The organism is Novosphingobium sp. (assembly GCF_027531025.1).
GTDB lineage: Bacteria > Pseudomonadota > Alphaproteobacteria > Sphingomonadales > Sphingomonadaceae > Novosphingobium.
In genome coordinates, this window is record NZ_JAPZQX010000003.1 from 218,245 (window position 1) to 229,811 (window position 11,567).

General features: G+C 66.5%; 13 protein-coding genes and 1 tRNA gene. 5 read left to right on the forward strand and 9 right to left on the reverse strand.

All coding sequences use genetic code 11. From position 1 onward, the window contains the following. Positions 1 to 6 precede the first annotated feature (6 nt). Both O9281_RS04085 and O9281_RS04090 read left to right on the forward strand, forming a co-directional pair. Complete coding sequence (locus O9281_RS04085; protein ID WP_298183111.1) at positions 7 to 1,164, forward strand: acyl-CoA dehydrogenase family protein; 1,158 nt, start codon at positions 7 to 9, stop codon at positions 1,162 to 1,164. A gap of 14 nt (positions 1,165 to 1,178) precedes the next feature. Beyond that, a complete protein-coding gene (locus O9281_RS04090; protein ID WP_298183113.1) occupies positions 1,179 to 2,156 on the forward strand; it encodes a nitronate monooxygenase family protein in 978 nt (325 codons plus the stop codon). 3 nt (positions 2,157 to 2,159) lie between these two features. Here O9281_RS04090 and O9281_RS04095 read toward each other — a convergent pair whose 3' ends face one another. Continuing rightward, positions 2,160 to 3,650 carry an acetyl-CoA acetyltransferase gene (locus O9281_RS04095; RefSeq protein ID WP_298183116.1) on the reverse strand — a complete coding sequence of 497 codons (1,491 nt, stop codon included), beginning with the start codon at positions 3,648 to 3,650 and terminating at the stop codon, positions 2,160 to 2,162. Between the two features lie 99 nt (positions 3,651 to 3,749). Here O9281_RS04095 and O9281_RS04100 point away from each other — a divergent pair, with 99 nt between their 5' ends. Both O9281_RS04100 and O9281_RS04105 read left to right on the forward strand, forming a co-directional pair. Beyond that, positions 3,750 to 5,000, forward strand: coding sequence for an acetyl-CoA C-acetyltransferase (locus O9281_RS04100; RefSeq protein WP_298183118.1), 1,251 nt, complete (start codon positions 3,750 to 3,752; stop codon positions 4,998 to 5,000). 5 nt (positions 5,001 to 5,005) lie between these two features. Further along, positions 5,006 to 5,794, forward strand: coding sequence for an enoyl-CoA hydratase/isomerase family protein (locus tag O9281_RS04105; RefSeq protein ID WP_298183121.1), 789 nt, complete (start codon positions 5,006 to 5,008; stop codon positions 5,792 to 5,794). 9 nt (positions 5,795 to 5,803) lie between these two features. Here the strand turns inward: O9281_RS04105 and O9281_RS04110 are convergent, their stop codons facing one another. The 3 genes from O9281_RS04110 to O9281_RS04120 form a co-directional block, all read right to left on the reverse strand. Beyond that, positions 5,804 to 6,481 carry a TrkA family potassium uptake protein gene (locus O9281_RS04110; protein WP_298183124.1) on the reverse strand — a complete coding sequence of 226 codons (678 nt, stop codon included), beginning with the start codon at positions 6,479 to 6,481 and terminating at the stop codon, positions 5,804 to 5,806. Beyond that, a complete protein-coding gene (locus tag O9281_RS04115; RefSeq protein ID WP_298183127.1) occupies positions 6,474 to 7,817 on the reverse strand; it encodes a TrkH family potassium uptake protein in 1,344 nt (447 codons plus the stop codon). The genes O9281_RS04110 and O9281_RS04115 overlap by 8 nt, the downstream gene beginning before the upstream one ends. A 107-nt stretch (positions 7,818 to 7,924) precedes the next feature. After that, on the reverse strand, positions 7,925 to 8,596 hold the full coding sequence (locus O9281_RS04120) for an energy transducer TonB (RefSeq protein ID WP_298183131.1): 672 nt from the start codon (positions 8,594 to 8,596) through the stop codon (positions 7,925 to 7,927). A gap of 178 nt (positions 8,597 to 8,774) precedes the next feature. On the opposite strand from O9281_RS04120, the gene O9281_RS04125 reads away from it, so the two are divergent. Further along, on the forward strand, positions 8,775 to 9,407 hold the full coding sequence (locus tag O9281_RS04125; RefSeq protein WP_298183134.1) for a glutathione S-transferase family protein: 633 nt from the start codon (positions 8,775 to 8,777) through the stop codon (positions 9,405 to 9,407). Between the two features lie 18 nt (positions 9,408 to 9,425). Here the strand turns inward: O9281_RS04125 and O9281_RS04130 are convergent. The 5 genes from O9281_RS04130 to infA all read right to left on the reverse strand — a co-directional run bounded on the left by O9281_RS04130 (position 9,426) and on the right by infA (position 11,531). Then, positions 9,426 to 9,501, reverse strand: a tRNA-Phe gene (locus O9281_RS04130). A gap of 84 nt (positions 9,502 to 9,585) precedes the next feature. Continuing rightward, complete coding sequence (gene yacG, locus O9281_RS04135) at positions 9,586 to 9,756, reverse strand: DNA gyrase inhibitor YacG (RefSeq protein WP_298183137.1); 171 nt, start codon at positions 9,754 to 9,756, stop codon at positions 9,586 to 9,588. Beyond that, on the reverse strand, positions 9,753 to 10,703 hold the full coding sequence (locus O9281_RS04140; protein WP_298183141.1) for a ribonuclease E/G: 951 nt from the start codon (positions 10,701 to 10,703) through the stop codon (positions 9,753 to 9,755). The genes yacG and O9281_RS04140 overlap by 4 nt, the downstream gene beginning before the upstream one ends. Then, complete coding sequence (locus O9281_RS04145; protein ID WP_298183144.1) at positions 10,696 to 11,274, reverse strand: nucleoside triphosphate pyrophosphatase; 579 nt, start codon at positions 11,272 to 11,274, stop codon at positions 10,696 to 10,698. Before O9281_RS04145 ends, O9281_RS04140 begins: the two co-directional genes overlap by 8 nt. Positions 11,275 to 11,282: 8 nt before the next feature. Further along, a complete protein-coding gene (infA, locus tag O9281_RS04150; RefSeq protein WP_147090742.1) occupies positions 11,283 to 11,531 on the reverse strand; it encodes a translation initiation factor IF-1 in 249 nt (82 codons plus the stop codon). Positions 11,532 to 11,567 lie beyond the last annotated feature (36 nt).

The window sequence follows — 11,567 nt, forward strand, 5'->3', positions numbered from 1 at the left end:
CGCGGCATGACCGAAAGCGAGGACATCGCGGAAATCCGCCGCGCAGTGCAGGCGCTCTGCGCGGAGTTTCCGGGTGAATACTGGCGCGAGAAGGACCGCACCCGGGACTATCCGGGTGAATTCGTCGATGCGCTGACCCAGGCTGGGTTCCTCGCAGCGTTGATCCCGGCCGAATACGGCGGCTCGGGGCTGAAGCTCGATGCCGCGGCGGTGATCATGGAGGAAATCCAGGCCGCCGGGTGCAACGGGGCTTCGGCCCACGCGCAAATGTACATCATGAACACGCTGCTGAAGTACGGCAGTGAGCAGCAGAAGCGCGCCTATCTGCCGGGCATTGCCGATGGTTCGCTGCGGCTGCAGGCTTTCGGCGTTTCGGAACCGACCAGCGGGACCGATACACTGAGTCTGCGGACCGTCGCGGTCCGCGATGGCGACGAATACGTGGTCAATGGCCAGAAAATCTGGACCAGCCGCGCCGAACATTCCGACCTGATGCTGCTGCTCGCCCGCACGACCCCGCGCGAACAGGTGGCGAAGAAGACCGAAGGGCTCTCGATCTTCCTCGTCGACATGCGCCAGGCCGTTGGCAGCGGCATGACGATCAAGCCGATCCGCACGATGATGAATCACTCGACCACCGAGGTGTTCTTCGATGATCTGCGCATCCCGGCCAGCAGCCTGATCGGTGAGGAAGGGCAGGGCTTTCGCTACATCCTCTCCGGCATGAACGCCGAGCGCATCCTGATCGCGGCGGAATGCATCGGCGATGCCAAGTGGTTCATCCAGAAGGCCAGCGACTATGCCAAGGAGCGCAAGGTCTTCAACCGCCCGATTGGCCAGAACCAGGGCGTGCAGTTCCCGATCGCGCGGTGCTATGCCCAGATGCGCGCGGCCGAGCTGATGGTCCATCACGCCGCCTCGGTCTATGACAGCGGCGGCAATCCGGGGGCGGAGGCCAATATGGCCAAGATGCTGGCCAGCGAGGCCAGCTGGGCCGCCGCCGACATGTGCGTCCAGACCTTCGGCGGCTTCGGCTTTGCCGAGGAATACGATGTGGAACGCAAGTTCCGCGAGGCGCGGCTCTATACCGTCGCGCCGATCAGCACCAACCTGATCCTGTCCTATCTGGCCGAGCACGTGCTGGGCCTGCCGCGTTCCTATTGAGGGGGAGACAACCGATGGCCATCAAGACCCGCATCACCGAACTGCTCGAAATCGAGCATCCGATCGTCCAGGGCGGCATGCAGTGGGTTGGCGTGGCCGAAATGGCCAGCGCCGTCTCCAATGCCGGGGGGCTTGGCATCCTGACCGGCCTGACCCAGCCCAGCGCCGAGGCGCTCGCCGCCGAGATCGAGCGCTGCAAGGGCATGACCGACAAGCCGTTCGGCGTGAACATGACCGTGTTCCCGACGATCAATCCGCCCGATTACAAGGCCTATACCCAGGCGATCATCGACAGCGGCGTGAAGATCGTCGAGACCGCCGGGACGCCCGCGGTGCGCGAGCTGTGGGAGATGATGAAGCCCCACGGCATCAAGATCCTCCACAAGTGCACCGCGGTGCGCCACGCGCTCTCGGCCGAACGCGCCGGGGTGGACGTGATCTCGATCGACGGCTTCGAATGCGCCGGCCATCCGGGTGAGGATGACATCCCCGGCCTGATCCTGATCCCGGCGGCGGCCGACAAGGTGAAGATCCCGATGCTGGCCTCGGGCGGGTTTGGCGACGGGCGCGGCCTTGCTGCCGCGCTGGCGCTGGGGGCCGACGGGATCAACATGGGCACCCGCTTTACCGCCACGGTCGAGGCGCCGATCCACCAGTCGTTCAAGGATGCGATGGTCGCCAACGACGAACGCTCGACCGACCTCATTTTCCGCACCTTCCGCAACACCGCGCGGGTGGCGAAGAACGAGATCAGCCAGCAGGTTGTCGCCGCCGAGCGAGAAGGCAAGCCGTTCGAGGAAGTCGCCCACCTGGTGAAGGGCGTGCGCGGCCGCGAAGGGCTGCAGACCGGCGACACCAATCACGGCATCTGGAGCGCGGGCATGATCCAGGGTCTGATCCACGACATCCCGACCTGCCAGGAACTGGTCAGCCGGATCGTCAAGGATGCCGAGGCGATCATCAAGGGCCGCCTTGCCGGGATGGTGGCCTAAGGCCTAGGCAAACCGCCAGGTGCGCAGCGGCTCGCCAGTGGTGATCGTGCCGCTGGCACCCACCGGCTCGGCGCCTTCGCCCTGCAGCCGCGCGATGGTTGCCACATAATTGGCAGGAACGTGCGCCAGCGTCCGCTTGCCTGCCTCGGTGCGCGCCACGACCACGCCCGAGCGGGGCTGGCCTTCGCGGTCATAGAACACGGTATAGCTCTCGACCGTGGCGGGCCCGACATAGCCTTCGTCCAGTTCCGGCACCGGCCCGCGCAGGGCATCGGCTTCGGCCTGGAAATCGTAGGCCCGGGGAAAGCTCGCCGCCGGGATCGGGGCCGTGCTGACCGCGATGGTGTGGTTGTGCGTGGCATAGCCGCCATTGGCGAAGAGCAGGCCGGTGCCGCCGCCCTCGCGCAGCTTGAGCACCATGCTGGCGACCGCGTGGCTCATGTAATTGCCGATCGGCCCACCGCCAAAGGTCAACCCGCCGAATACGGTCGCGGGCTTTTCGACAGGCCAGTCCAGCACCCGTCGCGCCATCTTGGGAACGCAGGGGAAGCAGGAATAGAGTTCGACCGCGTCGAGATCGGCCGTGCTAAGCTGGTTGAGTTCCATCGTCTTGCGGATCGAGACTTCCATCCCGGCGCTGTGGACATAGCCATCGCGGGCCAGGATCGCGCCCGGCTCGTGCGCGGCGGCGCCGTTGCCGACATAGATCCACTTGGCTTCAGGAATGCCGCGTCGCCGGGCTTCGCCAGCCGACATGACGATGAACCCTGCGCCCTGGTTGACCGCCGCATTGGCGACCTGCAGCTTGGTATAGGGGAAGGCGATCGGGCGGTTCTTGTCACTGGGCGTCACCACATCAGCGGCGCTGACCGGCTTCCTGATCCAGGCGGCCGGATTGGCGGTGGCCACTTCGGAAAAGCGGCTCCAGATCTCGCCGCTTTCGGCCTGGGCCTCGGCGAGAGTTTGGCCGAGCTTGGCACGCAGGGCATTCTCGTAGAGCGGATAGACATCGGTCGGCACGACCAGCCCGTGGCTTTGCGCATAGCCCAGCCGCACGCGATGGGTGGCATCGCGCAGGGCATCGCCCTTTTGCCCGCCCGTTGCGGCCGCCTTGCGCGCCCCGGCGGTGCGCAGTGCCTCACCGCCGGTGACCAGCGCGATGCTGATCTCGCCCGCGCCGATCCGGTTCGCAGCTTCGTTGAGCAGCAGGATCGGGCTGTCGCCATTGGGGCCCTTCGACTGGGTCAATTCGGCCTTGGCCGCGCCGATTGCGGCGGCGACCGGCGCGCTGGCGTCGGTGATGTCGGGAAAGGCGATCTGCGCCACCACGCCCAGCCAGTCCGCATCGGCCAGCAGTGGCACCCCGGCATCAGCCTCTGCCGCGCGCAGGGCATCGGCCATCAGCGCCACCGGATCGCGGCCCTCCAGCGGGTTTTCGGGCCGATCGTTGATCTGGCCGACGCCAACGATGACAGGCAGCAGGTCGGGATTCATTGCATCAATCCTTGCGCAATTTAATTGATCGGTTAAACCGGAGTCAAAGCAGGTTTGCAACAGGCCCGCAACTGCATTTCTGACCGAGGAGGAACCGCCATGGCCGAAGCCTATATTATCGACGCCGTCCGCACCCCGCGCGGGATCGGCAAGCCCGGCAAGGGCGCCCTGTCGCACCTGCACCCGCAGCACCTTGCCGCCACGTGCCTCAAGGCGATCAAGGATCGCAACAACCTGAACACCGCCACGGTGGATGACATCATCTGGTCGACCTCCAGCCAGAACGGCAAGCAGGGTGGCGACCTGGGCCGCATGGCCGCACTGGCCGCCGGTTATGACATTTCGGCCAGCGGCACCACGCTGGACCGGTTCTGCGGCGGCGGCATTACCTCGGTGAACCTCGCCGCAGCCACGGTCATGTCGGGCATGGAAGACTGCGTCATCGCCGGCGGGACCGAGATGATGAGCTTCACCGCTGCCTATGGCGCCGAGCTGGCCAATGCCGGGATCCGGCCGCTGGGCATGGGTTCGGGCAACCGCGCGCTCGACGCGATCCACCCGCAGAGCCACCAGGGCGTGTGCGGTGATGCGATCGCCGCACGCGAAGGTATCCCGCGCGAGGCGCTCGACGCCCTGGCCCTCGTCAGCCAGGAACGCGCCGCCCGGGCGATCCGCGAAGGCCGCTTCGACAAGTCGGTGGTCACCGTCTACAACGAGGACGGCACCGTGGCGCTCGACCACGAGGAATTCCCGCGCCCCGAAACCACGATGGAAGGGCTTTCGGCGCTGAAGGCCAGCTTCGATGCCATGGCCGATTTCGACCTTGGCGGCGGGATGACCTTCAAGAAGCAGATCCAGCGCGTCTATCCCGAACTCGACTGGAAGGGCGTGCACCATGCTGGCAACAGCTCGGGCGTGGTTGATGGCGCGGCCGCACTGCTGATCACCAGCAAGGAATACGCCGAAAAGCACGGCCTCAAGCCGCGCGGCCGGATCGTGGCCTATGCCAACCAGGGCGATTGCCCCACGCTGATGCTCAACGCCCCGGTTCCGGCGGCCAGGAAGGTGCTGGAAAAGGCCGGCCTCAAGAAGGACGACATCGACGTCTGGGAAATCAACGAGGCCTTCGCCGTGGTGGCCGAGAAGTTCATCCGCGACCTCGAGCTTGATCGCGACAAGGTCAACATCAACGGCGGCGCGATGGCGTTGGGCCACCCGATCGGCGCCACCGGCTCGATCCTGATCGGCACCGCGCTGGACGAGCTTGAGCGTTCGGGCGGCCGCTATGGCCTCGTCACCATGTGCGCCGCCGGCGGCATGGCTCCGGCGGTCATCATCGAGCGGATCTGAACCACATGAGCGCCCTGATCTGCGAGGTTTCCGACCACATCGCCACCATCACGCTCAACCGGCCCGAGCGGATGAACACCATCTCCTCGGCCATGCTCGATGAGCTGACGCGGACGCTGGTGGCAGTGAACGAGGACCCGCAGGTCAGGGTGGTCATCCTGACCGGGACAGGCCGGGCGTTCTGCGCTGGTCTTGACCTTAACGAGGCATCGTCGGGCGAGGGGATCGGCGGTGCCAATCGCAAGTTTCCTGCCACGATCGACTTGCGCAACACGCCGCCGACGGTCCTCTTCGCGATGGACAAGCCGGTGATCTGCGCGCTCAATGGCTCGGCCGCGGGTTATGGCATGGACCTCGCGCTGGGCTGCGATATCCGCATCATGGCCGACAATGCCAAGCTGGCCGCCGCCTTCGTCAAGCGTGGGATCGTGCCTGAAAGCGGCGGCACCTGGTTCCTGCCGCGCATGCTCGGCTGGGCCAAGGCGGCGGAAATCATCTTCACCGGCCGCACGCTCAGCGCGGCCGATTGCCTGGCCGAGGGCCTCGCCAACCATGTGGTTCCGGCCAACGAGGTCGCTGCCAAGGCTCGGGCCATGGCCGAGGAAATTGCCGCCAATGCACCTCTGGCGGTGCTGGCATCCAAGCGGATGATGCGGATGGGGCTGGATGAAAGCTTCGAAACCCATGTCCAGCACGTGTACCTGCAGCTGCTCCCGCTGTTCGCCAGCGAGGATTTCAAGGAAGGCGTGCAGTCCTTCCTCGAAAAGCGTCCAGCCGCCTTCAAAGGGCGCTGAGCCTAGGCCTCAATCCAGCGCGGCGAAGGCCTCGCAAGCCTCGTTGCAACCGGCGACGACCAGCAGGTCTTCCGTCTGGATCACGATGTCCTGCGTCACATGGCGGAACGGGCCATCCTTCGGCTTCACGCCGATGATCGCCACGCCGTGATCCTTCATCGTATCGATGATCCCCAGCAGGCTGCCGACCAGCGCCTTGGGCGCGCGGGTCTTGATGATCGAGAAATCCTCGTCGAATTCGATCGCGTCGATCATCTTGCCGGTGACCAGTCGGGCCACCTGGCGGCCCATCCGCTCTTCGGGATAGACTACGTGATGCGCGCCGACCCGTTCGAGGATGCGGCCATGGGTGCGGTGCACGGCCTTGGCCCAGATCTGGGGAATGCCGAGGTCGGTCAGCCCCATCACAGTCAGGACGCTTGCCTCCACATCGCTGCCGATGCCCACCACCACGCGCTGGAAATCGGCGAGGCCGATCTGGCGCAGTGCGTCGGGATCGGTGGTATCGGCCTGCAGCACGTGCGGCATTTCGTCGGCCATCAGCTGGACCAGCTTTTCGTCGGAATCGATCGCCAGCACGTCATGGCCGGACTTGAGCAGCGCTTCGGCCACGGCCGTGCCGAACCGGCCCAGGCCGATCACGGCCACGGCTTCGGGGGCGGGTTTGCGGCGTCTGGATTTAGCCAACAATGGGTTGCTCCTGCGGATAGCGATAATGAACCGAGCGCGGCGCCAGGGCCAGCGCTGTGACGAAGGTGATCGTGCCGACCCGGCCGACGAACATCAGCAAGACCAGCAGCAATTGCGATGGGGTTGAAAGCTGGGCGGTAATCCCGGCGGAAAGGCCGACCGTGGCAAAGGCGGAAATCGTCTCGAACAAGATGTAGCGGAAATCGATCGCCGGTTCGATCCAGTCGATGATCAGCGTGACCATGCCGATCAGGCCGATCGCGATCAGCACGATCGACAGGGCCTGGCGCACCACTGCGGAGCCGACCCGGCGGCCGAACATGGTCGTTTCGGCATGGCCGCGCACCTCCGACCAGACGACGAAGCCCAGCAGGGCAAAGGTTGTCACCTTGAGGCCACCCGCCGTGCCCGCGCTGCCGCCGCCGATCAGCATGAAGACATAGTTGATCGACAGGGTGGGATCGGCAAAGGCGGCGATGTCCACTGCGTTGAACCCGGCCGTGCGCATCGAGACCGAATGGAACGCGGCGTTGAGCAGGGCCGTGCCGAATGGCATTGCGCCCAGTGTTTTCGGATTGGCCCATTCAGCCACCAGCACCAGCAATGTGCCCATGACCAGCAGCACGACCGTGGTCGCCAGCGTCAGGCGGCTGTGCAGCGACCAGGGCCGCCGCCGCCGATCAGGATTCCGCCGCGCCCAGACCTCGTGCAGCACAGGAAAGCCAATCCCGCCGATCACGATCGCGGCCATGATCGGCAGCAGGATCGCAGCATCGGCCTGCCAGTCGATCAGGTTGGCCGAGAAGGTCGAGAAACCGGCGTTGTTGAAAGCCGAGATGGCGTGAAACAGGCCGTGCCAGGCCGCTTCCCCCGCCGCCATGCCATAGCCCAGCCACCAGCGCAGCCACAGCGCCAGCGCCACGATTGCCTCGATCGCTATGCTGACCACGAAGACGAGCTTGACCAGGCTGATCGCTTCGGCCCGATTGAGATGGCCATGTTCGGTCAGCGCCACGGCCCGGTCAGACAGGCTGAGCCGACGTCCGGCCGCCAGCCCCAGCAGGGTAGCGGCAGTCATGATGCCGAGGCCGCCGATCTTGATCATCAACATGATCGCCACCTGCCCGAAGGGAGACCAGAAGGTGGGTGTGTCCACTGTGATCAGGCCAGTGACGCAGATCGCCGAGGTGGCGGTGAACAGGGCGGTCAGGAAGCCGGCGCTCTCGCCGCTGCGGGTGGCAATCGGCAGCATCAGGGTGACGGTGCCGAGCGCGATTGCCAGCAGGAAGCCAGCCGGCACGATCCGGGTGGGGTGCATCAGGCCTTTGTTCATCGCTCGACCAGACTGACCCCTGATATCAGATGATGTGAACATAATGATACGGCGCGGCGATTCCTAGGAGGGATCGCCGCGCCATCACCTGACGATTGCAGGTCAGGCTATTCCTTGGGCAGCTGCCAGCGCACCGCGCCGTTATAGCTGCCTGCGACCAGCGCGCCGCTGCCATCGCTGGCCGGTTCGAAGCGGCCGCGCTGGATCAGCTTGGCGCAAGCCGCCTGGTCGAGCGCCGGGTGGCCGCTGGAACCGGTGACCTCGCACCCCGTCACGCGGCCATTGGTGCCCACCGTCAGGCGAAACCTGACCACGCCCTCCAGTTCGCCGCGGATCGCGCTCTGCGGATAGTCGTTGGTGGTCACCCACAGGCCAGGGTTGCCCTTGGGTCGGGCCGGACGGGTGCTGGCCAGTGGACTGGGGGAGGGGCTGGGCGTGGGAAAGGCCACTTCGCCCAGCGCATCGCCGCCGCCGGGGGTCGGAATGGGCGCGAAGCTGGGCAGCGGCAGCGGTCCGGGGGTCTGGAACGGGGTTTCCGTCCGGGGCGGCGGCGGGGCCAGCGGATTGCTCTGCTCGGGCCGGGTCGGGGTTACCTCGGGGCTGGGTTCGGGTCTGGGCGGCAGGGGAACGAAGGTGGAAGTGACGCGATTGTCCTTCGGCGGGGCGAATTTCGCCGCCAGGCCCATGATCAGGGCATATCCTACCGCCAGTTCGACGGCCCCGACCAGGACCAGGGCGGGGTAGTTGCGGCGGGTGTTGCGGGTATCGACATAGGCCATGGGTCACCTCTCGCTGGTTGGGCGCCCTGGGCCTTCGAGTCGCCCAGGGCGACTGACTGCATATGTAACAGAATAACATGACCAGTCGATGAATAAAGTTCAGGATTCCGTAGCGTCAATCAGTTGCCAATCGCAATCCTTCGCCGCCCTGCTAGGCTGCTCTGCAAAGGAGTGACCGATGCCGATTCTCTATGATTACCCCCGCGCTCCCAGCCCGCGCCGGGCCCGGATCCTGCTCGCCGAAAAGGGCATCGCGCATGAAACGCGGATCGTTGATCTGGCCGCGAACGAGCACTTGAGCGACACTTACCGTGCACTCAACCCAGGCTTGACTGTACCTGCGCTGGCACTTGAGGATGGCACGGTGCTGACCGACAATGCCGGCATCGCCGCCTGGGCCGAAGCCTACAAGCCGGAGCCACCGCTGTTCGGCACCAGCCCCACCGACAAGGCCGAGATCGCCAGCTGGAACAGCAAGGCCGAAGGCGAATGCCTGATGGCGATTGCCGAGGCGATGCGGAACACCGCCCCCGCGATGAAGGACCGCGCTCTGCCCGGGCCGGTCAACTATGCCCAGATCCCCGAGCTGGCCGAACGCGGCAAGGCGCGGCTGATGCATTTTCTCGACAAGCTCGATGCCCACCTGGCGGATCGCGATTACCTCGCCGCCAGCGGCTTCTCGATCGCTGACATCACTTGCGGCGTCGCGGTCGATTTCTCGCGGGTGCTGCGGATCGATCCGGGCGAGGGGCGGCCGAACGTGGCGGCCTGGCGCGCGCGGCTGGCGGCGCGACCGAGCTGGTCGCTGTAGGGGGCTGATCTGGGGGAGTGGTGCCCGGAGGCGGATTCGAACCACCGACACGCGGATTTTCAATCCGCTGCTCTACCAACTGAGCTATCCGGGCAACTCGTCCAATGAAGGCCGCAAGGGCCGTCAGGCGGTTGGAAGCGCGCCTATGGCGAAGCGAAAGCAGCTTGGCAAGAGGCTATCACGCCTTTCCTTCTTCTTCATCGAAGGCGGGCGGACCGGGCAGGGCATAGCCATCGTCCAGCCAGCGCATCAGGTCGCGGTCCTTGCACCCTTTCGAGCAGAACGGCGCATGTTCGGCGCTGCGCGGCTTGCCGCAGAGCGGGCATTTGCGGGTGGCGGGACTGGTCATGCGGCCAGCGCCTGCGCGAAACAGGCGTCGAGTGCAAGGGCCGGGTCCTCGTGCCAGCGGATCGCCCGACCAGCGCGCCGGGCCAGCTCCGCTTCCCATTCGGGCAACACCGCGGCGCGCACCGCGGGATGGGCAGTCAACAGCAGGACGGGGCCGGGTTCCGCCACCAGTTCCCCGCGCCGCAGCAAGAGCCGCGCCGCCGCCCCCGCGCGGTCGAGCGCGAGGCGGTGCAGCAGCGAGGGCCGTTCCAGCCGGGCGACCAGCTGGACCAGCCCGAACCCGTTCATCGCGGTGCGTTCGTGCGGCCAGTCTTGCAGGGCATCGGCCAGCGCGGCGTCGACCGCCTGGCGATCGGCCTTGGCCTCGAGCGAGGGAAAATCGACCGCGATCGACCCAGCCAGGTCCATCCGGCGCAGCGCAGCCGCCAGCGCGGGCACTGCGGCCAGCGCCAGCGCGCGGGGCGGCAGATCGCCATCGACATCGATCACGGTCATCGCCGGGGTGGGAGTAATCGTCAGCGCGCCGCCGGAAAATTCTACTGCGCCGCTCCATGCCTCGGCCCAGATCGCTTCCCACAGGCCGGTGGGCAAGCGGTGGACGGTGCGGCCTGGCGGGGGCGGTGGCGGACAGCATGGGGCGGTCGTGGGGCGGGCCTGGGCGCGCTTCAGGCGGCCCGCCTCGGCCAAGGCAGCTCGGGTCACAACGAGGCGCAGCATGGCGCCTTCGCTCGCGTCCCGGGGTAATTGATTGACCAGGGCTTCCTCGCCGCTGGCAAAGCGGGCCGTGCCCCGGCGCGATCCGGCGCTGCGGGCGATAAGGCGGGCATCCTCGATCTGCCCGGCGGCCAGCGCGCCCGGCCAGTCAAGCCGCGCGGCAATCGCTTCCTTGCCGCCCATCAGCAGGGCGCGGGTTTCCCCGATCCCGGCCTCGACCAGCCACTCAGCCAAGCGGATAGCCCGCCGCGCGCAGCAGGGCGCGGGTTTCGAACAGCGGCAGGCCGATCACGCCCGAATGGCTGCCCGCCACTTGCCGGATCAGCGCTTCGGCCCGGCCCTGGATGGCATAGCCGCCCGCCTTGCCCAGCCCTTCGCCGCTGGCGACATAGGCTTCGCGCTCATCGTCCGAGAGGCGTTTGAAGATCACCACGGTTTCCACCACCCGGGTCCGGGCCTTGCCGGCCGCGTCAATCACGCAGACGGCGGAAATGCAGCGATGCCGCCGCCCGGAAATGAGGTTCAGCAGATCGCGCTGGATTTCCACCGTATCGGCCGGAGGCAGGATGCGGCGGCCAACCGCCACGGTGGTATCGCCGGCCAGCACGATCTCGCCCGGTGCGCGGGTCACGGCGGCGGCCTTGGTCTGGGCCAGGCGCAGCGCGTAGGCGCGCGGCAGTTCGTCCTTCAGCGGGCTTTCATCGATATCGGGGCTGGCGATCCGGGCAGGTTCAATGCCGATCCGGGCGAGCAGATCGCGCCGGCGCGGAGAAGAGCTGGCAAGGACGAGCGCTGGGCTGGCCAAACCGGCGGTTAGCCGAACTGGCCGGGGCCGCCACGGCCGGGCATGAAGCGATAGGTGATCCGGCCCTTGGTCAGGTCATAGGGGGTCAGCTCGACCAGCACCTCGTCCCCCACCAGCACGCGGATGCGGTTCTTGCGCATCTTGCCGGCGGTGTGGCCCAGAATCTCGTGATCGTTTTCCAGGCGGACGCGGAACATCGCGTTGGGCAGTAGTTCCACCACCGTTCCGCGCATTTCGAGCAGTTCTTCCTTCGCCATCCTGGCCTGTATTCCATTCTTGTTCGGCTTCGTCGG

What these genes read in the sequence shown, in the direction of transcription:
- O9281_RS04115 (WP_298183127.1), bottom strand. Translation starts at nt 7,817, where the DNA reads ATGAACAAAGGCCTGATGCACCCCACCCGGATCGTGCCGGCTGGCTTC.
- O9281_RS04085 (WP_298183111.1), top strand. Translation starts at nt 7, where the DNA reads ATGACCGAAAGCGAGGACATCGCGGAAATCCGCCGCGCAGTGCAGGCG.
- yacG (WP_298183137.1), bottom strand. Translation starts at nt 9,756, where the DNA reads ATGACCAGTCCCGCCACCCGCAAATGCCCGCTCTGCGGCAAGCCGCGC.
- O9281_RS04105 (WP_298183121.1), top strand. Translation starts at nt 5,006, where the DNA reads ATGAGCGCCCTGATCTGCGAGGTTTCCGACCACATCGCCACCATCACG.
- O9281_RS04100 (WP_298183118.1), top strand. Translation starts at nt 3,750, where the DNA reads ATGGCCGAAGCCTATATTATCGACGCCGTCCGCACCCCGCGCGGGATC.
- O9281_RS04090 (WP_298183113.1), top strand. Translation starts at nt 1,179, where the DNA reads ATGGCCATCAAGACCCGCATCACCGAACTGCTCGAAATCGAGCATCCG.
- O9281_RS04125 (WP_298183134.1), top strand. Translation starts at nt 8,775, where the DNA reads ATGCCGATTCTCTATGATTACCCCCGCGCTCCCAGCCCGCGCCGGGCC.
- O9281_RS04095 (WP_298183116.1), bottom strand. Translation starts at nt 3,650, where the DNA reads ATGAATCCCGACCTGCTGCCTGTCATCGTTGGCGTCGGCCAGATCAAC.
- infA (WP_147090742.1), bottom strand. Translation starts at nt 11,531, where the DNA reads ATGGCGAAGGAAGAACTGCTCGAAATGCGCGGAACGGTGGTGGAACTA.
- O9281_RS04120 (WP_298183131.1), bottom strand. Translation starts at nt 8,596, where the DNA reads ATGGCCTATGTCGATACCCGCAACACCCGCCGCAACTACCCCGCCCTG.